The following is a 22,156-nucleotide window of genomic DNA, read 5'->3' as shown; positions in this document are numbered from 1 at the left end:
TTTTAAGGCACTCTATTATTATGAGTTAGCTATAAATTTTTATGATAAACAAGGAGATATTATGAGCACTGTAAAACGAATCTATGTTGAAAAAAAAGCACCTTACGCAGGCAAGGCTAAGGAGCTTAAGGCTGAGATCAAGGGCTACCTTGGAATAAAGAGTGTTGAGGATGTAAGAATCTTCATCAGATACGATGTTGAAAATGTTTCTGATGAAGTGTTTGAGAAAGCCTGCACAACAGTATTTTCCGAGCCTCCTGTAGACATTCTTTACAGAGAAGAGATCGAAGTTCCGGCTAATGCCAAAACATTCAGCATAGAAGCACTTCCCGGTCAGTTCGATCAGAGAGCTGATTCAGCTGAACAGTGCGTTCGCTTTATAAAGGGAGACGAGGAGCCTGTCATCAAGACAGCAGTTACATACATGCTTATCGGTAACGTCTCCGACGAAGAAGTTAAAAAGATCTGCGATTACACAATGAACCCTGTAGATTCAAGAATCGCAGCTGACAAGAAGCCTGAGACACTCGTTTCTGTATTCGACGAACCTGAAGATGTAAAAATCTTTGACGGATTCAAGGATATGGATGAGGCTGAGCTTAAGAAGCTCTACGAGTCACTCGGACTTGCAATGACTTTCAATGACTTTAAGTGGATCCAGACATATTTCCACGATGATGAGAACCGCGATCCTTCAATGACTGAGATCAGAGTTCTTGATACATACTGGTCAGATCACTGCCGCCACACAACATTCGGAACAGAGCTTACGGAAGTTGACTTTGAAGACGGTTTCTACAAAGAGCCTATCGTTAATGCTTACAACGAGTATCTTTCAGCAAGAGAAGACCTTTACAAGACAGATGAGAAGAAAAAAGAGAAGTTCATTTCTCTTATGGATATCGCCCTCATGGGTATGAAGAAGCTCAAGAAAGACGGAAAGCTCACAGACATGGAAGAGTCTGAAGAGAACAACGCCTGCACAGTTGTTGTGCCTATCGACGTAGATTACGGCGAGGGAACAAAGAGAGAGAATTGGCTTGTATTCTTCAAGAATGAGACACACAACCATCCAACTGAGATCGAGCCTTTCGGTGGCGCTGCAACATGTCTTGGCGGTGCTATCAGAGATCCGCTTTCAGGAAGAGGATATGTATATCAGGCTATGCGTGTAACAGGTGCTGCAGATCCTACAGTTCCCGTTGCCGAGACAATGAAGGGCAAACTTTCACAGAAGAAGCTCGTTCGCGGTGCTGCATCAGGTTATTCTTCATACGGTAACCAGATCGGACTTGCAACAGGATATGTAAAAGAAGTTTACCATCCCGGCTACGTTGCAAAGCGTATGGAGATCGGTGCTGTTATGGGTGCTGCTCCTCAGGAGCATGTTATCAGAGAGTCGGCCGATCCCGGAGATATCATTATTCTCCTTGGCGGACGTACAGGTAGAGACGGCTGCGGCGGAGCTACAGGTTCTTCCAAGGCTCATGATTCAAAGTCACTTACAAGTTGCGGAGCAGAAGTTCAGAAGGGTAATGCACCTACAGAGAGAAAACTCCAGAGACTTTTCAGAAGACCTGAAGTAAGTGAACTTATCAAGAAATGTAACGACTTTGGTGCCGGCGGTGTATCCGTAGCAATCGGTGAGCTTGCACCCGGTCTTGATATCAACCTTGATCTTGTACCCAAGAAGTATGCAGGTCTTGACGGAACAGAGCTTGCTATTTCTGAGTCACAGGAGAGAATGGCAGTTGTTGTTGCTCCTGCCGATGCAGAGAAGTTCCTTGGCTATGCCGCAGAGGAGAACCTTGAGGCGGTTAAGGTTGCCGTTGTAACAGAAGATCCCAGACTTGTGCTCAACTGGAGAGGCAAGAAGATCGTTAACTTAAAGAGAGCATTCCTTGATACAAACGGAGCACATCAGGAGACAAAGGTTAAAGTTGACCTTCCTAAGGAAAATGATAACTACTTCAATAAAGTAGCATCAGATAAAGTTAAGTCTGCACTTTCAGGTAATGACGCTAAGGCTGCATGGATAGCGCAGCTTCAGGACCTCAACGTATGCTCACAGAAAGGTCTTGTAGAAATGTTCGATTCATCAATCGGCGCAGGATCGGTTCTTATGCCTTACGGTGGAAAGTACCAGCTTACAGAGACACAGACAATGATCGCAAAGCTTCCTGTTCTTTCAGGAAAGACTGACACGGTAACAATGATGAGCTACGGCTTCGATCCTTATCTTTCAAGTTGGAGCCCTTATCATGGAGCTGCTTATGCAGTAACAGAGTCTGTATCAAGAATAGTTGCATCAGGTGGTGATTATAAGAAGCTCCACTTCACATTCCAGGAATACTTCAAGAGAATGACCGAAGATGCGCAGCGTTGGAGCGAGCCTTTCACAGCACTCCTTGGAGCTTTTGAAGCACAGCTTCGCTTCGGAATTGCATCAATAGGTGGTAAGGATTCAATGTCAGGATCCTTCAATGAAATCAACGTTCCGCCTACACTCGTTTCTTTTGCGGTAGATGTTGCAAAGCTTTCGGATGTTATCACACCTGAGCTTAAAAAGGCAGGAAACAAGCTTGTACAGTTCAAGCTTCCCAGAGATTCATATGACCTTCCCGATTACGATAAGGTCATGGAGATATATAGTGCAATTACAGAGCTTATGAGAAACGGAAGTATCGTTTCAGCATATGCTGAGGACAGCTACGGAATCGCCGCTGCAGTAAGTAAGATGGCATTCGGTAACGGCCTCGGAGTAAAGATTGACGACAGTGTTAAGGCAGAAGAACTCTTTACAAACGATATGGCTGACATCGTTGCGGAAGTAAGCGCAGATAAGCTTACAGATGCTCTTAAAGTAGCAGGTGCACGCCTTGTCGGTGAAGTTACGGACAATGCTGCATTCGAGGTTCAGGGAGCGGTTATCACAATGGATGAAGCTCTTGCGGCATGGAAAGGAAGCCTCGAGAAGGTATTCCCTTCAACCGTAAACGAGGAAAAGACAGCTGTAGAAAGCCCTCTTTTCAAGGCTGACAGCGTATACGTATGCAAGAATAAGGTTGCAAAGCCTACAGTATTTATCCCTGTCTTCCCCGGAAGTAACTGTGAGTACGACAGTGCCCAGGCATTCGAGAGAGCAGGCGCAAATACAAACATCAAGATATTCAAGAACAGAAATGCAGAGGATATCGTGGAGTCTGTAGCAGAGTTTAAGAAAGCTATAAAGGATGCACAGATCATCATGTTCCCCGGTGGATTTTCAGCCGGTGACGAACCTGACGGAAGTGCTAAGTTCTTTGCGACAGCGTTCCAGAATCAGGAGATAAAAGAGGCAGTTGAAGACCTTTTACAGAATAGAGACGGCCTTGCGCTTGGTATCTGTAACGGTTTCCAGGCTATGATAAAGCTCGGACTTGTTCCTAACGGAAAGATTACAGGCCAGACTCAGGATTCACCTACACTTACATTCAATACCATCGGAAGACACATTTCCAAGATGGCATATATCAAGGTGGTTTCAAACAATTCACCTTGGCTCCGGGAAGCAAAGCTCGGCGGAGTATATACAAACCCTGCTTCTCACGGAGAGGGAAGATTTGTTGCTCCCGATGCGGTTCTTGATGAACTTTTCAAGAACGGCCAGATTGCAACACAGTACTGCGACCTTGAAGGCAATGTAACAATGGATGATGAGTGGAATATCAACGGATCTTACAGAGCAGTTGAAGGTATTCTTTCACCTGATGGAAGATGCCTTGGTAAGATGGCTCACTCAGAGAGAAGAGGCGACGGCGTAGCCGTAAACATCTTCGGAGATCAGGATATTAAGATATTTGAGTCAGGTGTTAAGTACTTCAAGTAATTGAAAAAATTTCGGTCTTGGTTATACTGAGACCGAAGTACTTTAGCAAGACAGAACTTTAGCTTAGAAAATCGGAGGTAGTAATGGAAGCTTTTTTGATATTAGAAGACGGCACAGTCTTTGAAGGCAAGCACATAGGTGCAGATAAAGATGTGATAAGCGAGATCGTTTTTAACACATCTATGGCAGGTTATACAGAGGTATTCACAGATCCTTCATATGCAGGGCAGGCAGTATGCATGACTTATCCTCTTATCGGAAACTACGGAGTTTGTCTCGATGATATGGAATCAGAGAGACCCTGGGTTGATGCGATCATCGTAAGAGAGCTTTCTCATATACCTTCAAACTTCCGCTGTGACATGTCCATTCAGGACTTTATGGATAAATACGAGATTCCCGGAATCGAAGGAATCGATACAAGAAAACTTGTAAGAATCCTCAGAGAAAAGGGAACAATGAACGGTATCATCACAACAAACAAGAACTTAAAGTACGATGATATCAAGGAAAAACTTCACGCTTATACAACAGGCGATGTTGTAAGCAAGGTTTCCTGCAAAGAAAAGAAGTTCTTAAAGGGTGTTTCAAGCCTTGAAGAGAATGGACCTCTTTCAGGAAGTGCGGTATTTAACGCAGAGAACTACAAGGCCGATCTTGCAGGAGATCATTCAAAAAGAGAAAAGAGACCTGCAATTGTTAAAGAGCTTAACGGAAAAGGCCTCAAGGTAGCACTTCTCGACGTAGGCGCCAAGAAGAATATTGCAGATTCACTTGCAGCAAGAGGATGTGATGTTACAATCTATCCTTCAAATACAACGGCTGAGGAGATCCTCGAGGACGCTCCCGACGGAATCATGCTCTCAAACGGCCCCGGAGACCCGAAGGAGTGTGTAGATGTAATTAAAGAGGTGAAAAAACTCTACGATTCCGAGACACCTATTTTTGCAATCTGCCTTGGACACCAGCTCATGGCTCTTGCAACAGGTGCGGATACATTCAAGATGAAGTATGGTCACAGAGGTGGTAACCACCCGGTAAAAGACCTTTCAAACGGCAGAGTTTACATCTCATCACAGAACCACGGCTATGTAGTAGACATGGACAAACTTGATAAGAACGTGGCTGAGCCTGCTTTCATAAACGTTAACGACGGAACAAACGAAGGACTTGCTTATGTTGGTAAGAACATCTTTACAGTGCAGTTCCATCCCGAAGCATGCCCCGGACCACAGGATTCAAGCTATTTGTTTGACAGATTTATAGATATGATGAAAAAAGGAAAAGTAGGAGGTAAGAACTGATGCCAAAGAATAAGGATGTAAAAAAGGTACTGGTAATCGGTTCAGGACCTATCGTAATCGGACAGGCTGCTGAGTTTGACTATGCAGGAACTCAGGCATGTCGTTCACTTAAAGAGGAAGGAGTAGAGGTTATCCTCGTAAACTCCAACCCCGCTACAATCATGACAGATAAGGACATTGCCGATGAGGTTTATATCGAGCCTCTTACAGTCAAGGTCCTTGAGCAGATCATTGAAAAAGAAAAGCCCGACTCAATCCTTCCCACACTTGGAGGGCAGGCAGGACTTAACCTTGGTATGGAACTTGATGAGTCAGGATTCCTTAAGTCACATGGCGTAAAGCTTCTCGGAACAACAGCCGAGACAATCAGAAAGGCCGAGGACAGGCAGGAATTCAAGGACACCATGGAGAGAATCGGTGAGCCTTGCGCAGCATCACTCGTTGTTCATAACGTACAGGACGGTGTTGAGTTTGCCAACAAAATCGGATATCCCGTAGTTCTTCGTCCTGCGTTCACACTTGGTGGATCGGGCGGCGGTATCGCTCACAATCAGCTTGAGTGCGAGGAGATACTTGAGAACGGACTCAGACTTTCACGTGCAAACGAAGTTCTTGTAGAGAGATGTATTGCAGGATGGAAAGAGATTGAGTACGAGGTAATGCGTGACTCAGCAGGAAACTGCATCACGGTATGTAACATGGAGAACATCGATCCCGTCGGTGTACATACAGGTGACTCCATAGTTGTTGCTCCTTCTCAGACACTTTCCGATAAGGAATATCAGATGCTCAGAAGCGCAGCTCTCAATATTATTGATGAGCTCCGGATCACAGGTGGATGTAACGTTCAGTTCGCTCTTCACCCCACAAGCTTCGAGTACTGCGTAATTGAGGTTAACCCTCGAGTAAGCCGTTCATCTGCACTTGCTTCTAAGGCAACAGGTTATCCGATTGCTAAGGTTGCGGCTAAGATCGCGCTCGGCTATACACTTGATGAGATCAAGAATGCAATTACAGGTAAAACATATGCAAGTTTCGAGCCTACACTTGACTACTGCGTAGTTAAGTTCCCGAGACTTCCTTTCGATAAATTCATCACTGCAAAGAGAACTCTTACAACGCAGATGAAAGCTACAGGTGAGGTAATGAGTATCTGCACCAACTTTGAAGGTGCCATGATGAAAGCTATCCGCTCACTTGAGCAGCATGTTGACTGCCTTACAAGCTATGATTTCTCAGAGCTTGATGATGAAGAACTCAGAGAGCGTCTTAAAGTTGTAGACGACCAGAGAATCTGGGTTATCGCAGAGGCACTCAGAAGAGGAATCTCACATGAAGAGATCCATGACATCACACTCATCGACATCTGGTTCATTGATAAGCTTCATTCACTTGTTAAGATGGAACTTAAGCTTCTTAGAATCGGTGAGAAGAATACAATGGGTAAGGATGCAGACCTTGCGGAAGCAAAGAAGATCATCAGCTTTGAGACACTTCTTGAGGCTAAGCGTCTTGAGTATCCCGATGCTGTTATCAGCAGATTTACACGCTTCTCTGAGGATGTGTTAAAAGAGCTCAGATATGACTACAACATCAAGGCTACATTTAAGATCGTTGATACCTGCGCGGCTGAGTTTGCGGCTGAGACACCTTACTACTACTCAGTTTACAACGGACCCGATTCAGAGGATGAGGCAGCACTTAAGAGTAGCACTGACAAGAAAAAGATCCTTGTACTCGGTTCAGGCCCAATCAGAATCGGACAGGGTATCGAGTTCGACTATTGCTCTGTTCACGCAACATGGGCATTTAAGAAAGCCGGATTTGAGACAATCATTATAAATAACAACCCGGAGACTGTAAGTACAGACTTTGATATTGCCGATAAGCTTTATTTCGAGCCTCTTACACCCGAGGATGTTGAGAATATCGTAAGACTTGAGAAGCCCGACGGAGCAGTTGTTCAGTTCGGTGGACAGACAGCTATCAAGCTCACTCAGGATCTCATGAAGATGGGCGTAAAGATCTACGGAACAGATGCTAAGGATGTAGATGCTGCAGAAGACAGAGAGATCTTCGATCAGATTCTTGAAGAGACTCAGATCAAGCGCGCACAGGGTGCTACTGTTTATACTGCAGAGGAAGCAAAAGAAGTTGCCAACCGCCTCGGATATCCCGTACTCGTAAGACCTTCTTACGTACTTGGCGGACAGGGCATGCAGATTGCTCTTTGCGATGAAGAGATAGAAGAGTTCATGAACATCATCAACAGATATGCGCAGGATCATCCTATCCTTGTAGATAAGTACCTTCAGGGTGTTGAGACTGAAGTTGATGCGGTTTGCGACGGAGAAGATATCGTTATCCCCGGTATCATGGAACATATCGAGAGATCGGGTATCCACTCAGGTGACTCAATCTCTGTATATCCCGCACAGTCTCTTTCCGATAAGGTTAAGCAGACAATTGCAGAGTATACAAGAAGACTTGCAAAAGCACTTCATGTAATCGGACTTATAAATGTACAGTTCATTGCTGTAGGGGATGATGTTTATATCATCGAGGCTAACCCGAGATCATCACGTACAGTTCCTTATATCAGTAAGGTAACAGGTATTCCAATCGTTGACCTCGCTGCAGAAGTAATGCTCGGAAAGAAGCTCAAAGACCTCGGATATACACCCGGACTTCAGCCTGAAGCGGGTTACGTGGCTATCAAGATGCCCGTATTCTCATTTGAGAAGATCAGAGGCGCTGAGATCAGTCTTGGACCTGAGATGAAGTCTACAGGTGAGTGTCTCGGCATCAGTAAGAACTTTAACGAAGCTCTTTATAAGGCATTCCTTGGTGCGGGAGTCAACCTTCCTAAATATAAGCAGATGATAATCACTGTTAAGGATTCCGATAAGGGCGAGATCATCGATATTGCAAGACGTTATGAGAAGCTTGGCTATATCATTTACGCTACAAGATCAACGGCTGATACGCTCACAGAGAACGGCGTAAAGGCAAGAAAGATCAATCGTATCAACCAGGAATCACCTACGGTCATCGACCTTATACTCGGACACAAGATCGATCTTGTTATCGATACACCTACACAGGGAAGAGATAAGAGCCGTGACGGATTCCTTATCAGAAGAACCGCTATCGAGACAGGCGTAAATGTTATTACAGCCCTTGATACCGCAAAAGCCCTTGTTACAAGTCTTGAGAACGAGAGCACGGAAGAAGGACTTGAGCTTGTTGATATCGCAAAGATTTAAGCGGTGCTAAAGTATATAAAATATTAAGTATAACTGGTTAAAATCAGTATATTTCTAAGTAGTTTAATTCCCGGTCTTATTTGGTTAAGGCCGGGAATTTTTTATTCTGAAAATGTGATGATATAAATTTCTTTTTAACATTTATTCCCCGAGAAGCGCCAAGATATGCTATAATTATGCAATGAGCTATGGGGAAAAAATATGTCTAAATTAATCTACGAAAATCCGCTTGGAATACAAGAAAATATTAAAGATTTTGTGTGTGAGCACATCGCCGAGATATCTTTTGAGAACAATGCCATGAGGCTTTCGGGCAAAAGAGCAAATGATATGCCGGTAGTTTTGTGGTGTCCTGTTTCTTTTCCTGCAGATATCAAGGTTGAATGGGAGTTCAGACCGCTTAAGGAGCCCGGAGAAGCTACGTTTATTTTTGCGATTAAGGATGATAATGCTTTTTATGTCTCATATTTCAGAAGAAAAAACGATAAAGACAGGGCTTTTCATATGTGTAAACTCATAAAGGACAAAGGGGAGTTTATCGTGGCGGAAGGGCCGGATCCTATTCCCGATGCGTCGGAAGATCTTCCATGGTACAGAATGTGCGTTATTAAGCAGGGAAACAGGGTGACTTTTTCAGAAAATGAGACAGTTATTCTTGATTTCAGGGATGACGGTATTACCAGCGGAGATATACTTACGGGCGGAAGCATCGGATTTAAGCAAAGCAGCGAGCTTACAGCTGAGTATAGGAATCTTAGGGTTACTTGGATATAATATTAAGAAAATGACAGGGGAGAACAGAACAATGAAAATACTTGTGGTAAACGGACCAAACTTAAATTTTCTGGGAATCAGAGAAAAAGCAATCTACGGTAATCAGGACTATGATTATCTCTGCAATATGATAAAAGAAAAAGCGGATTCGGAAAAAGACGAAGTCATACTTTTTCAGTCAAATCACGAGGGAGCGATAATAGACAGGCTCCAGGAAGCGTATTTTGACGGAACCGACGGAATAGTAATAAATCCGGGCGCATATACACATTACAGCTATGCCATTCACGATGCTCTAAAGAGTCTTGAGAATATCACAAAAGTGGAAGTGCACATTTCGGATATCAGTTCCAGAGAAGAGTTTAGAAAAGTGTCCGTGACAGCACCTGCCTGCGATAAGCAGATATATGGACACGGTCTTGACGGTTATCTTGAAGCGATTGATTATATTAAAGAGATCAAGCTTAAATAAATATATTATATAAGGCTAAACGAACGCTTTAGATAATGATTTCTAAAAAAATAATTTATAAATATAACCACGAATGATTGACTTATGCTTATAATGTGTTAAATTGTTAAGGAGATATTACGTATGTGAATAAATATTTCTTTAAAGGAGTTATAGTATGAAAACAATTATAAGAATGAGTGCACTTGTTTTCGCGGTATTATTTTTGAACATAATATGTACAGTGCCTTCACACGCGAGTGATACAGATGATTTTGATGCAGAATATTATGCCAATGCATATCCCGATGTTCGTGCGGTTATTGGAAGCAAACCGATAGATCTTTACTGTCATTACCTCAATTTCGGAATGAATGAGGGAAGATTTAAGAATGCTGCAGAAGAGGCAACAGGCGTGGCTTCTTGTTCAATCGATACATATGTTGATGTTGATATCGCAAACCAGACGATGACCTTTTACAAAGACGGAGAGGTCGTTTTATCATCATCTTGTGTTACAGGTAATCCAAACACGGGTAATTCAACTCCGAAGGGCAGTTTTGTTTTAAGAACCAAGATTCCGGGAAAATATCTTGTCGGACCTACATGGAACGTATGGGTTGACAGATGGATGAAATTTACGGGAAATGTCGGACTGCATGACGCCGGATGGAGAAGCAAATTTGGCGGAAATATCTATAAATCCGACGGATCTCACGGATGTGTAAATCTTCCTACCGAGACGGCTTACGAATTGTATGATATGATAGACGTAGGTACGGCGGTTATCGTTCACTAAAATATTTTGAGGGGAAATGAGATGGAAATTGATCTGTCTGCAATTACAGGATCGGTAAATAAGTATTTAAACTCTATATCCGATACCAATAAGCTTCTTGCGCAGAAAAAAAGCGAGACGGCTTTTGATCCCAATCTGAGCGGCCTTTTTGAAAAGTATCTTAATAAGGCTATGCTTGATGAAACGCAGAAGAAAACCGAGGGCATTTCAGGTGAAGGCGCATTTAAGTCGTTGCTTGGTAGCATGGATCCCCCGGCAGCTTATCCATATAATTATGATAAGGCAGATATTTCGCCTGCAAAAAATACAGCAACTACAGCTGAATCGGATAGTGCAAGGCGTATAGATACAACCGTTCCGTTTCCCAAGTATGATATAGGCAGCATGATCGCTGACAATATCGCTTCACACAGTAGATTTAATACTGATGTAATTAAAGTATCGGAGCATCAGACACAGAGAGAAATTGCTGCAAACAGCATGAATCCGTTCTATACAAATATGATACGCAGCTCAATATTTGATATAGATAATAACGGAGAAGATGAAAAAAATAGTTGAAAAATCAAATCCTATAGTTTAATATAAACTAGTTGTTTGATGTAAAGTTTTAGGAGGATTATTATATGATTTCTGCAAGTGATTTCAGAAATGGTATGACCATCGAAATCGATGGCAATGTATGTCAGATTATTGAATTCCAGCACGTTAAGCCCGGTAAAGGCGCTGCTTTCGTAAGAACTAAGCTCAAGGATATTATCAACGGTGGTGTTAAAGAGACAACTTTCCGCCCCACTGAGAAGTTCCCTGCAGCTCGTATCGACAAGAAGGATATGCAGTATCTTTATCAGGATGGAGATATTTACAACTTTATGGATTCCGAGACTTATGAGCAGATCGGACTTACAGCAGATCAGATCGGAGATTCTCTCAAGTTCGTTAAAGAAAACGAGATCTGCAAGGTTAACTCTTATAACGGAAACGTATTCGCAGTTGAGCCTCCTATGTTCGTAGAGCTTACTATTTCAGAGACTGAGCCCGGATTCAAGGGTGATACAGCAACAGGTGCTACAAAGCCTGCAACAGTTGAGACCGGTGCTACAGTAGCAGTTCCTCTCTTCGTTAACGAAGGAGACGTAATTAAGATTGATACAAGAACCGGCGAGTATCTTTCAAGAGTATAATCTGGACACAATACCTAACTGACACGTAAAACGGTCATATTAAATTTATAAAGAAACAAATGTAAGACAATAGATTTCGCATTTATATATGCGCAAGCTATTGTCTTTTATTATTTTTAGGAGAGATATTAATGAGAAATATTATAGTAAATAATGGAAATATTGATTTAAGTTTCTTTGGAAGCTTTGATGGCGTTGAGGATAAATTGTCATTTAAATTAATTGGTATTAAAGATAATTTGGAGTATCTTGAAGATATTCCCTACCGTAAATTTGAAGATCTTGCAATGGTGCCTATATGTATGGTAAGAAACGCTGAAATAGGAGAAGGACATATTACCATAAAGAATTCGCATCTGGATCTTTGGGGAATAACCTATGACAGATTATGGGAAAACCTTATAGAGAATGCTGCAAAAATATCCCGGATAAAGTTGGTAAGTATGTCTGATTTTCTTGGTGAAGAATATATTAACGATTCTGGGTTTTTACAAAATATCATCATAGTTTCTAACAAAGAACAGAATTATGGAGCAGGTGCCATATTATATCCGGGAGTACTTGAGAAAATATCCGATAAATACGGGAAAAACCTGTATGTTCTTCCTGCATCGGTGCATGAAGTCTTGGTTTTGCCGGAACGAGGCGATGAAAATGAAGCAGAAATGCTTGAATCAATAGTGCGCCAAGTCAACGCAGGAGTGCTTACAAGAGAAGAATTTTTGAGCGATAAGATTTATTACTATGAAAAAAGTGTAGGAAATCTCGCCGTTTGTGAATAAGTGTGCGCTGAAACGTGCATAAATACTGAATATATATTATACTTTATTTTATCTTCATTAAATGTTAAAATATATATTGTAATTAGATTAATTGTTTTGCAACAAAATATTATGCACAACAACGCATAGAGGGTAGGGGTAGATCATGAAACGAAAAAGAAGAAATCAAGTAACAGGATGGAGAAACGACAGACAGGGGGTATTGGCAGTGTTTGCCGATAACAAGAAGTTTCTTATGCCTGGAATCTTTTTGGTAGCAGTTCTTATAACTGTAGCTGTAGCACATAAGGCAAATACTATGGCATCTGAGTCGGCACTGAAAGTAAACAAGGCTTCCATGGAAGATGTAAAAGAAGTTGAAGAGATCAAGATGGAAGAGTGTAAGGATCAGAAAATAATCGATCTTGTTAATTCATATTATCAGGCACAGGCTGAAGGAAATAAGGATGTAGTAAACAGTATTTACAAGGGACTTGATGATACACAGGGACTTAAGGCAGAGGCAATATCACAGTTTATTGAGAAGTATGAATCTATTACTGTATATACTAAGCCCGGTCCGGTTCCCAACAGTTACATTGCATATGTGTACAATATGGTTAAACTGGTAAATTATGATAAAGCTCTGCCCGGTCTTGAAACGTTGTACATCTGTACAGATGAAAACGGGGATTTATATTTTGATGCTTATTCTGAAGATCAGATGATCATTGATTATATTAAATCTCTTAGCGTACAGACTGATGTTATCGATCTCAATAATAAGGTTGCGTCTGAGTACAATGAACTTATAAATTCGGATGAGAATCTTGCAGCACAGCTTACAGCTATGAGGAATGATCTTAAGTCAGCTATGGGAGAAGCCATGGTTAATCAGGCAAATGCCGATGCATCTACAGATGAGGCGGGTGATGCTGCTTCTGAAGAGGCATCACAGGAACCGGAGGCGCCTACTACTCATACTATTAAAGCAAGAGAAGTTGTTAAAATCAGAAAAGGAGACAGCACAGATGCCGAAGAACTTGGTAAGACTGAAGCCGGCCAGGAACTTGTAGAGATCGAAGCTCAGCCTAACGGATGGAGTAAGATCGAATACAATGGCGGAGAAGCTTTCGTAAAGACAGAGTTCTTTGATCGTGTTGATGAGCAGGCGGGTGATGGACAGAATGATTCATCCGATACAACGGAAGCTAATAATAATGCAGATAGTGCAAATGGAAAATTAGGAAACAAGAAGATCAAAAATGATGCAGTAAATCTTCGTAAAGGACAGGGAACGGATTCTGCTGTACTTGCTTGCCTTGACAAGGGAGTAACCGTAAGTGTTATCGAAAATTGCGATAACGGTTGGTCAAAGGTTGAGTATCAGGGACAGACAGGTTACGTAAAGACAGAATTTATTGAGCAGTGATACGGAGGTAATTAAAGATTTAAAAAATATACACATCGGCTGGAATCATTAAACCTGTAAGTTCGCTCCGGTTGGACATTGCAATGCCCATATGGTATTATTGTTGGGTATGCACCCGTAGTCTAATGGATAGAACGGAGGCCTCCGACGCCTTTAATGCAGGTTCGATTCCTGTCGGGTGTATTTGCTTTGAGAGTGTAATGCATTCTCTATTAAGAAACGATCAGGGGTAGAGCATGAAACAAAGAAAGCGTAGTCAAGTTACAGGCTGGAGAAATGATAGAACCGGTATTTTGGCGATATTTGCCGATAATAAGAAGTTTCTCATGCCGGTTATTTTTTTTATTGCGGTCCTTATAACTGTAGTAATTGTATTTAAGGCAAACCGCACGGCTTCTGAAGATGCATTGGCGGGTGATAATTCTTCGGTTGGAGAAGTGAATGAGATTCAGGAAATCACAATGGAAGAATGCCAAGATCAGAACATAGTAGATCTCGTTAACAGATATTATCAGGCTATGGCTGACGGAAATAAGGAAGAAGTCAATAATATCTACAGAGGACTTGATAATACGCAGGGACTTAAGGCAGAGGCTATATCCAGATTTATCGAAAAATATGATTCAATCAAGGTATATACAAAGCCGGGGCCGATTCAGAACAGTTATATAGCATATGTTTATAATATGGTTAAGCTGTATGATTATGACAAGGCTCTTCCGGGACTTGAAACACTTTATGTATGTACAGATGAGAACGGAGAAGTGTATATTAATGGTGATTCAGAGGATGAGACCATCATTAATTATATTAAGTCTCTTAGTGTTCAGGCTGATGTAATCGATCTTAACAATAAGGTTGCGTCTGAATATAACGAGATGATTAATGACGATGAAAATCTTGCGGCACAGCTTACAAACATGAGAAAAGATATTCAGGCTAAGGTGGCTGAAGCAATGGTTGATCAGTCATCAGGAGATGCATCTGCGGACAACTCGGGAGAGGCTGCTTCAGACGGAGCTTCTATGGACGCTGAGGTGCCGACTACTCACACTATCAAAGCTAAGGATAATGTAAAAGTCAGAAAAGGCGACAGTACGGACGCCGAGGAAATCGGTAAGGTTGAAGCCGGTGATGAACTTACAGAGATTGAAGCACAGCCAAATGGTTGGAGTAAGATCGAATATAACGGCGGCGAAGCTTTTGTAAAGACAGAATTCTTTGAAAGAATTGATAACGGAACCGAAGTTGGTGAGGGACAGGCAGATACATCATCAGATGCTGCATCGAATTCAGCAGACGGTAATGCGACAGCCAAAAATGAAAGCAAGAAGATAAAAGGTGACTCTGTCAGACTGCGTAAGGGACAGGGAACCGATTCAGCTATCCTGGCTACTATGGATAAGGGCTCAACTGTTAAGGTAATCGAGGGATATTCTAACGGATGGTCAAAAGTTGAATATGATGGAAAGACAGGATATATTAAGAGCGAGTTTATCGACGGCTGATAAGTAAGTCGTCGTCGGGCAGGGGTAGATCATGAAACGAAAAAAGAAAAATCAATCTGCAGAAGTGAGAAATGTAAGGCATAGAGAAGGGTCGTTTTTTTCCGACAATAAAAACATTTTTATGCCTATAATATTTTTTGCCGCTGCATTTGTAACTGTAGCAGTTTCATATAAGGCAAATCTTATGGTGTCCAATTCTGCACTTAAGGCCGGTAAAGCCTCCATGGGCGGATCAAATCAGATTGAGGAGAGCGCTCTTGAAGAGTGTACTGATCCCGATATAATTAATCTTATCAGCAGGTACTATACTGCTATCATTGAAGGCAATGCGGATGAAGTAAACAGTATCTACAAAGGATTTGATAATTCGCAGGGAATAAAGGCTGAGGCTTTAAGCGAAATCATCGAGAGATATGATTCAATCAGGGTATATACTAAGCCCGGTCCCGTTCCCAACAGTTATATTGCATTTATATATCAGCTGGTAAAGCTTGCTGATTACGACGAAGCATTACCCGGTTTGGAAACGCTGTATATTTGTACCAACACGGAAAACGGAGAGTTATACATATGCGGTGATACGGATGATCAGACAGTCATTGAGTATGTTAAAGCACTGAATGCCCAGGCAGATGTGATCGATCTTAACAATAAGGTTTCATCTGAATATAATGAGATACTAAATTCTGATGAATCTCTTTCATCGTTTCTTGCGGCAAAGAGCACTGCAATCAAGAAGAAAGTGGAAGATGGATTGGAAGATAAGGCAAAGGCCAATGCTGCAATTGCTGATGAGAAAAAGAAAGAAGAGTGGCAAAATATTGATGCGCACCAGGTGCGTATTATCAGAGCTACCGATATTGTAAATATCAGAGCGAGTGACAGTACAGAGGCAGAAGTTATTGAGAAGACTGAGATAGGTAAGGAATATCAGGAAATCGAGAAACTTCCCAACGGATGGAGCAAGATCTCTTATGAGAGAAATGGAGAGACCATTGAAGCATATGTAAAGTCGGAGTATTTTGAGCTTATCGATGACGGATCCGGTGCAGATGATGAGCAATCCGAAGATGCTGCAAATGATGCTTCTTCAGAATCTACAGATAACAGTGCAGAAGATAGTTCGTCAGATAAAAAAGACACTGATGATAAAAACACTGATACTAAAGATAACAAATCAGATGGAAAAGGCGAGACAAAGACTGTAAATGGAGATTCAGTCAGACTTCGTAGCGGACAGGGAACAGATTCCGCTATTCTGACCAGCATGGATAAGGGAGCAACTGTTAAAGTGCTTGAGAATCTTCCATCCGGATGGTCAAAAGTTGAATATGAGGGACAGACAGGATATATTAAGAGTGAATTTATCGACCAGTAATACGGAGGTTGTTGAATGTTTGGACGATTTAAGGTGGGAATCATGGGCACCGGCAGGATGGCTGAGCTCATGGCAATGACACTCAAATCAATGAGAAATGTGTCATGTTATGCTATTGGTTCCAGGACAAAAGAAAGTGCCGACAGCTTTGCGAAGAAGTTAGGCATAAAAAAAGCATACGGTTCATATCAGGAATTGGTAAAAGATCCCAAGATAGACCTTATCTATATTGCGACACCTCATTCTGAGCATTTTAAGAACGTAAAACTGGCTCTTTTAGCCGGAAAAAATGTATTATGTGAAAAAGCATTTATGCTTAATGAGAAACAGGCGGATTTGGTATTTAATTACGCCGAGGAAAACGGTATTTTTCTTTCTGAGGCTATGTGGACAAGATTTCATCCTATGCGTAAGAAGCTTCAGGAAATACTTGAGAGCGGCGTTATCGGTGAGCCCAATATGCTTACTGCGAGCCTTGGATATAACGTTGCCGATAAAGACAGGATAACAAAACCGGAGCTTGGAGGCGGTGCTCTACTTGATCTTGGTGTATATACGCTTAATTTTGCTTCTATGGTGTTTGGCAATGATGTTGATGATATTATTTCCGTTTGCACCTATAACGATGAAGGAATGGACATGAATGACAGCATCACCATAAAATATAAGGATGGTAGGATGGCTGTGCTCAATGCTTCTGCGCTTTCTATGAGCGACAGAAGTGGTGTCATTTATGGAAGCAAAGGCTATATTATCGTAGATAACATCAATAATATCGAAGGAATTTCGGTATATGATGAGAATCACAATGAGGTTGCTTATCATAAGCGTCACAGGCAGAAGACCGGATACGAATATGAGATTGATGCTTGTGTGAAGGCTATACAGCAGAAATTGACGGAATGTTCCGAAATGCCTCATTCTGAGTCTCTCATGATGCTCAAATTTATGGATTTTATTAGGAAAAGAAATGATATAACATTCCCCGGGGAGTGGAAAGGAATTGATGAAATAGATGAAGATGAGTTTTATGAAGAAGCCGAAGAGGACGATTTTGAATAAGCTATAATTAAACGGTAAAAAAGTCAGTTGAGCGGAAGAAATATGAAAAAAGAGTTTTTTTTGGGGACACTTGTATTTATATTCTTGTGGGTTAGTTTTCCTGTGTCCGGTCATGCCGATGAATATGATGATAAGATCGCAGAGTCAGAGAGAGAGATCTCCGATCTGCAGAGGCAGACTGATGAAGCCAGAAAAGCTATAGAAAATCTTCAGGGTGAAAAAGAGAAGACAAAGTCGAACGTAGAAAATCTTAAGAATCAAAAACAAGGTTTTCAGAATCAGATCAATGATTATTCCAACAAATTAAATGTTATAAGTAAGGAAATATCGAACAACGAAGCTGAGATGGATGCGGTTTCGGAAAATATAATCAGGTTGTCAAATGAGCTTTCCGAAGCAAAAGCGCAGGAAGAAGAGCGCTATAAGAATCTTAAGCTTCGTATAAAGGCAACTTATGAAAAAGGCGGAGATAAGGGTGTATTGCAGACACTCTTGGGTTCCGGCTCTTTTCGTGATTTTTTGACAAGGTTTGAATACTTAAATGCGGTAGTTGCCTATGATAATAAGAAAATCAGCGAATACAAGGCTTTACAGAGAGAGATAGAAGCGAAGACCGATGAAGTTAAGCATGAAGAAGAAAGACTTCAGTCCATACAGAATGAGCTTGATAATAAGCAGGATACATTGGAATCTTTGACAGCAACTGTCAACGGACAGTTACGGTCGACAAACAAAACGCTTAGTGACGAAAACGGAAAGCTTGCGGACTATGATAAAGAGCTTGCAAGACTTGACCAGCTTCAGAAGGAACTGGCTGCTAAAGTTGCTTCCGCACAGGCTGAGTATGCAAAAAGACTTACCAACAGACCTAAAGAGAATACAGGTGGTGCTTATGCCGCTTCGGATTCCGAACTTTTGTGGCTGGCGGCTACAATACAGGCGGAAGCTGACGGAGAGTCCTATGAAGGAAAGCTTGGTGTCGGTTCTGTTATAATGAACAGGGTAAAGAGTTCGGCTTTTCCTAATGATGTTGTCGGTGTTATTACTCAGAATATGCAGTTTGCATCATATCGCTCGGGTAAAGTTGAACTTATTATGGGTAGAGGTCCCAATACTATGTGCTTAAAAGCAGCACAGGCAGTTTTGGGTGGCGCCCGTACAGGTGATTATCTTTTCTTTATGACAAGGTACTGGGCCGATCATTATGGAATAGCTGAGTACACCATGGTAGGTAATCATGCATTCTTTTACAAGTGGGTTGTCAAGGAGAAACCTCCGGAAGAACCACAGCCAGAGGAGCAGCAAGCGCAGCCACAGCCTGAACAGAATCAGGAAGCTCCTGCGGAAGAGAACAATGAAGAAGAAAACCATGGCGATGATTCAGATGATGATTCGAACGATGAGGATGACAGCGATGACGAGTAAATATCTTCACTTGAAAAAAACGGAAAGATTTTTTTGATTTAATGTAATAAAGACTATTGCACTTTAAAAGTCTAAAGCGTATAATACCATTCAGACAATGATGTTTGCGCAATGGGGCGTGGAGACCACTGGTTTCCTACGCCCTTTTTCTATTAAGAAAAGACGGTGTGCAGATACATTATGAATTGCGTTAATATGAGTTTTTACTCAGTAATTAAATGTTTTATGTGCTTTTGCACAGGAAGGAGAACCAAAAAATGTCATATGTAGATGAGATTTACGACTATGTCGTAGCAAAGAATCCTGCACAGCCTGAGTTTCATCAGGCAGTAAAAGAAGTGCTTGAGTCACTTCGTGTTGTTATTGAAGCTAACGAGGACGAGTATCGTAAGGATGCTCTTCTTGAGAGACTTGTAACTCCCGAGAGACAGATCCTCTTCAGAGTACCTTGGGTAGATGATAAGGGACAGGTTCAGGTTAACAACGGTTTCCGTGTACAGTTTAACTCAGCTATCGGACCTTACAAGGGAGGACTTCGTTTCCATCCTTCAGTAAACCTTGGTATCATCAAGTTCCTTGGTTTCGAGCAGATCTTCAAGAACTCTCTTACAAGCCTTCCTATCGGCGGTGGTAAGGGTGGTTCTGACTTTGATCCTAAGGGTAAGTCAGACAGAGAAGTTATGGCATTCTGCCAGAGCTTCATGACAGAGCTTTACAGACACATCGGTGCTGATACAGACGTTCCTGCCGGAGATATCGGTGTTGGCGGACGTGAGATCGGATATATGTACGGTCAGTACAAGAGAATCAGAGACGTATACGAAGGCGTACTTACAGGTAAGGGCCTTACATATGGCGGATCTCTTGCTCGTACACAGGCTACAGGATATGGACTTCTTTACCTTACAGAGGAGCTTCTTAAGTGCAACGGCTCTGATATCAAGGGTAAGACGGTTGCAGTTTCAGGTGCAGGTAATGTTGCTATCTACGCTATCGAGAAGGCACAGCAGCTTGGTGCTAAGCCTGTAACATGTTCAGATTCAACAGGTTGGATTTATGATCCCGAAGGAATCGATGTTGAGCTTCTTAAGGAAGTTAAGGAAGTTAAGAGAGCACGTCTTACAGAGTATGCTGCAGCAAGAAAGTCTGCTGAGTATCACGAAGGTAAGGGTGTATGGTCAGTTAAGTGTGATGTAGCTCTTCCTTGCGCTACACAGAACGAGCTTCTTCTTGAGGATGCTAAGCAGCTTGTAGCTAACGGTGTTCAGGCTGTATGTGAGGGTGCTAACATGCCTACATCTATCGAGGCTACTGAGTATCTTCAGGCTAACAAGGTTCTCTTTGTTTGTGGTAAGGCTTCAAATGCAGGTGGTGTTGCTACATCAGCTCTTGAGATGTCACAGAACAGCGAGAGACTTTCATGGACATTCGAAGAGGTTGATTCTAAGCTTAAGCAGATCATGGTTAACATCTTCCACAGCATTGATGATGCAGCTAAGAAGTATGGCATGGAAGGCAACTACGTTGCAGGTGCTAACATCGCAGGCTTCCTTAAGGTTGCAGAGGCTATGAAGGCTCAGGGTATTGTTTAATAAGTATTCTTCATAAAATATTAAATCATATAAAGGCTGTCACACCAATTTGGTGCGGCAGCCTTTACTTACTCGATCCCTGTCCCAAGCTATCCGTTTGAAGGCGGTTGTTTTTCACCATAAGGCAATAAGGCGGATTTTCTTGTTGCCAAGTATGTTGATATTCAAGGCATAAAAAGACTTAAGCTTTTATTCTTCGCTCCAAAACTCGCCCATAAATGGGCTCAAACAGTTGGAGCGAGAACAGAATGAAAGCTTAAGTCTTTTTATTGCTCTTGAATATTGCAACATACTTAAATACTGCGAAAATCCGCCTTATTGCCTTATGGTGAAATATCTACGTTTCTAAACGGATAGCTTGGGACAGGGCTGTCAACGAAATCAGGATTATGCAAAAATCAGTTTTTACATATCTTACTAATATCGAGGTGGTTGCAGATTAGCCCACCAATGAGTCCGACGATGATTCCGCTTACGGTGCCGGTAATCCACAGGACAACCAAGTACCAGAGGACGTTGGTGGTGCCGGTTACGAACATAGCTACGATGATCTGACCGATGTTGTGGGTTACACCGCCTACGGCACTTACACCGATGGGACTGAATTTGCCGGTCTTTTTAAAAAGAATCATGATTATGGTGCTGAGTAGACCGCCTACCAGTGAGAACATGAAAGCCATTAGGGTTCCGAAGAGCATGGATACTATGGCAATTCTGACGAAGTTGATAAAGAGTGAGCTCTTTTCACCCATAGAATATAGGGCGACTACTACTACGATGTTTGTAAAACCGGGTTTGATGCCCGGAACGGCAAAGAAGGCCGGAAGCTGCATTTCTACATAGCCTAGGATTATTGCGAGTGCGGTAAGTACGCCGTAGATTGCTGTTTTACTTGTTTTGGTCTTTATATTCATAAATTCTTTTACTCCGATATGGTGTCAAAGTTATTGTTATCTTTGGTATTTCCCTTTATTTCGATTACTACTTTGTTGGGAAGGCATATGATAGACTGGCCGCTTTTGTTGATATAGCCCATGCTGACACAAAGCTTGTCGGGACATGATGCATCTGTAAGATGAGCCTTTCCGTCTTTTACCTCAAGAATATTCTCGCCTCCGTGATATCCGCCGATGTTGTAAACGGTATCTTCGTCAAGGGGAAAAGATGCGACTTCCTTTCCGTCGACACTGACGACTACTGTTGCACCTTTTTTGGAAAAAAGAGAGATGCCGATCAGCATGACGACTGAAGTAAGTGTTAAAAAGATTATGAGAATAAGATCATTTTTTTTGAATAGTTTTTTATCCACTAAAAGCCTCTCATATAAATAATTTCACACTAAAGTATATCAG

17 protein-coding genes and 1 tRNA gene are annotated in these 22,156 nt (G+C 41.9%); 16 read left to right on the top strand and 2 right to left on the bottom strand.

Annotated elements, in window-relative coordinates:
- Positions 1-61 precede the first annotated feature (61 nt).
- From G628_RS0105185 to gdhA, 16 genes are all read left to right on the top strand, one after another.
- A complete protein-coding gene (locus G628_RS0105185) occupies positions 62-3,868 on the top strand; it encodes a phosphoribosylformylglycinamidine synthase (protein ID WP_027208630.1) in 3,807 nt (1,268 codons plus the stop codon).
- An 83-nt stretch (positions 3,869-3,951) separates the two neighbouring features.
- Positions 3,952-5,172, top strand: coding sequence for a carbamoyl phosphate synthase small subunit (locus G628_RS0105180; protein WP_026655508.1), 1,221 nt, complete (start codon positions 3,952-3,954; stop codon positions 5,170-5,172).
- Positions 5,172-8,438 (top strand): carbamoyl-phosphate synthase large subunit, encoded by a 3,267-nt coding sequence (gene carB / locus G628_RS0105175; protein ID WP_026655507.1) that lies wholly within the window; start codon positions 5,172-5,174, stop codon positions 8,436-8,438. Before G628_RS0105180 ends, carB begins: the two co-directional genes overlap by 1 nt.
- 201 nt (positions 8,439-8,639) lie before the next feature.
- Complete coding sequence (locus tag G628_RS16490; protein WP_051199038.1) at positions 8,640-9,212, top strand: DUF1961 family protein; 573 nt, start codon at positions 8,640-8,642, stop codon at positions 9,210-9,212.
- Between the two features lie 31 nt (positions 9,213-9,243).
- Positions 9,244-9,684 carry a type II 3-dehydroquinate dehydratase gene (locus G628_RS0105165; RefSeq protein WP_027208629.1) on the top strand — a complete coding sequence of 147 codons (441 nt, stop codon included), beginning with the start codon at positions 9,244-9,246 and terminating at the stop codon, positions 9,682-9,684.
- Positions 9,685-9,841: 157 nt separating this feature from the next.
- The gene (locus G628_RS0105160) at positions 9,842-10,462 is read left to right on the top strand and encodes a L,D-transpeptidase (protein WP_026667711.1); all 621 of its coding nucleotides are present in this window, start codon (positions 9,842-9,844) and stop codon (positions 10,460-10,462) included.
- A 21-nt stretch (positions 10,463-10,483) separates the two neighbouring features.
- Entirely contained in the window at positions 10,484-11,023 is a 540-nt protein-coding gene (locus G628_RS0105155) for a hypothetical protein (protein ID WP_026667712.1), read from the top strand.
- Positions 11,024-11,088: 65 nt separating this feature from the next.
- Entirely contained in the window at positions 11,089-11,646 is a 558-nt protein-coding gene (gene efp / locus G628_RS0105150; protein ID WP_026655502.1) for an elongation factor P, read from the top strand.
- Positions 11,647-11,777: 131 nt separating this feature from the next.
- Positions 11,778-12,428, top strand: a complete 651-nt coding sequence (locus tag G628_RS0105145) for a DUF5688 family protein (protein ID WP_026667713.1) — start codon at positions 11,778-11,780, stop codon at positions 12,426-12,428.
- Between the two features lie 145 nt (positions 12,429-12,573).
- Positions 12,574-13,839 (top strand): SH3 domain-containing protein, encoded by a 1,266-nt coding sequence (locus G628_RS0105140; RefSeq protein WP_026655500.1) that lies wholly within the window; start codon positions 12,574-12,576, stop codon positions 13,837-13,839.
- Positions 13,840-13,950: 111 nt separating this feature from the next.
- A tRNA-Arg gene (locus G628_RS0105135) sits at positions 13,951-14,022 on the top strand.
- Between the two features lie 53 nt (positions 14,023-14,075).
- The gene (locus G628_RS0105130; protein ID WP_026655499.1) at positions 14,076-15,347 is read left to right on the top strand and encodes an SH3 domain-containing protein; all 1,272 of its coding nucleotides are present in this window, start codon (positions 14,076-14,078) and stop codon (positions 15,345-15,347) included.
- Positions 15,348-15,468: 121 nt separating this feature from the next.
- The gene (locus G628_RS0105125; protein ID WP_196803708.1) at positions 15,469-16,725 is read left to right on the top strand and encodes an SH3 domain-containing protein; all 1,257 of its coding nucleotides are present in this window, start codon (positions 15,469-15,471) and stop codon (positions 16,723-16,725) included.
- Positions 16,726-16,740: 15 nt separating this feature from the next.
- Complete coding sequence (locus G628_RS16485; protein WP_051199037.1) at positions 16,741-17,787, top strand: Gfo/Idh/MocA family protein; 1,047 nt, start codon at positions 16,741-16,743, stop codon at positions 17,785-17,787.
- A 42-nt stretch (positions 17,788-17,829) separates the two neighbouring features.
- Complete coding sequence (locus G628_RS0105115; RefSeq protein ID WP_027208627.1) at positions 17,830-19,212, top strand: cell wall hydrolase; 1,383 nt, start codon at positions 17,830-17,832, stop codon at positions 19,210-19,212.
- Positions 19,213-19,469: 257 nt separating this feature from the next.
- On the top strand, positions 19,470-20,804 hold the full coding sequence (gene gdhA, locus G628_RS0105110) for an NADP-specific glutamate dehydrogenase (RefSeq protein WP_026655495.1): 1,335 nt from the start codon (positions 19,470-19,472) through the stop codon (positions 20,802-20,804).
- Between the two features lie 398 nt (positions 20,805-21,202).
- Here gdhA and G628_RS16480 read toward each other — a convergent pair whose 3' ends face one another.
- Both G628_RS16480 and G628_RS0105100 read right to left on the bottom strand, forming a co-directional pair.
- On the bottom strand, positions 21,203-21,718 hold the full coding sequence (locus tag G628_RS16480; RefSeq protein ID WP_034462035.1) for a Gx transporter family protein: 516 nt from the start codon (positions 21,716-21,718) through the stop codon (positions 21,203-21,205).
- Positions 21,719-21,726: 8 nt separating this feature from the next.
- Entirely contained in the window at positions 21,727-22,113 is a 387-nt protein-coding gene (locus tag G628_RS0105100; RefSeq protein ID WP_027208626.1) for a NusG domain II-containing protein, read from the bottom strand.
- Between the last annotated feature and the right edge of the window lie 43 nt (positions 22,114-22,156).

It is taken from the genome of Butyrivibrio hungatei NK4A153, from assembly GCF_000424465.1.
In the GTDB taxonomy this organism is placed as follows: Bacteria; Bacillota; Clostridia; order Lachnospirales; family Lachnospiraceae; genus Butyrivibrio; species Butyrivibrio hungatei_A.
Note: the sequence above shows the minus strand (reverse complement) of the source record. Positions and strands in the feature narration are given on the sequence as shown.

What these genes read in the sequence shown, in the direction of transcription:
- G628_RS0105185 (WP_027208630.1), top strand. Translation starts at nt 62, where the DNA reads ATGAGCACTGTAAAACGAATCTATGTTGAAAAAAAAGCACCTTACGCA.
- G628_RS0105180 (WP_026655508.1), top strand. Translation starts at nt 3,952, where the DNA reads ATGGAAGCTTTTTTGATATTAGAAGACGGCACAGTCTTTGAAGGCAAG.
- carB (WP_026655507.1), top strand. Translation starts at nt 5,172, where the DNA reads ATGCCAAAGAATAAGGATGTAAAAAAGGTACTGGTAATCGGTTCAGGA.
- G628_RS16490 (WP_051199038.1), top strand. Translation starts at nt 8,640, where the DNA reads ATGTCTAAATTAATCTACGAAAATCCGCTTGGAATACAAGAAAATATT.
- G628_RS0105165 (WP_027208629.1), top strand. Translation starts at nt 9,244, where the DNA reads ATGAAAATACTTGTGGTAAACGGACCAAACTTAAATTTTCTGGGAATC.
- G628_RS0105160 (WP_026667711.1), top strand. Translation starts at nt 9,842, where the DNA reads ATGAAAACAATTATAAGAATGAGTGCACTTGTTTTCGCGGTATTATTT.
- G628_RS0105155 (WP_026667712.1), top strand. Translation starts at nt 10,484, where the DNA reads ATGGAAATTGATCTGTCTGCAATTACAGGATCGGTAAATAAGTATTTA.
- efp (WP_026655502.1), top strand. Translation starts at nt 11,089, where the DNA reads ATGATTTCTGCAAGTGATTTCAGAAATGGTATGACCATCGAAATCGAT.
- G628_RS0105145 (WP_026667713.1), top strand. Translation starts at nt 11,778, where the DNA reads ATGAGAAATATTATAGTAAATAATGGAAATATTGATTTAAGTTTCTTT.
- G628_RS0105140 (WP_026655500.1), top strand. Translation starts at nt 12,574, where the DNA reads ATGAAACGAAAAAGAAGAAATCAAGTAACAGGATGGAGAAACGACAGA.
- G628_RS0105130 (WP_026655499.1), top strand. Translation starts at nt 14,076, where the DNA reads ATGAAACAAAGAAAGCGTAGTCAAGTTACAGGCTGGAGAAATGATAGA.
- G628_RS0105125 (WP_196803708.1), top strand. Translation starts at nt 15,469, where the DNA reads ATGCCTATAATATTTTTTGCCGCTGCATTTGTAACTGTAGCAGTTTCA.
- G628_RS16485 (WP_051199037.1), top strand. Translation starts at nt 16,741, where the DNA reads ATGTTTGGACGATTTAAGGTGGGAATCATGGGCACCGGCAGGATGGCT.
- G628_RS0105115 (WP_027208627.1), top strand. Translation starts at nt 17,830, where the DNA reads ATGAAAAAAGAGTTTTTTTTGGGGACACTTGTATTTATATTCTTGTGG.
- gdhA (WP_026655495.1), top strand. Translation starts at nt 19,470, where the DNA reads ATGTCATATGTAGATGAGATTTACGACTATGTCGTAGCAAAGAATCCT.
- G628_RS16480 (WP_034462035.1), bottom strand. Translation starts at nt 21,718, where the DNA reads ATGAATATAAAGACCAAAACAAGTAAAACAGCAATCTACGGCGTACTT.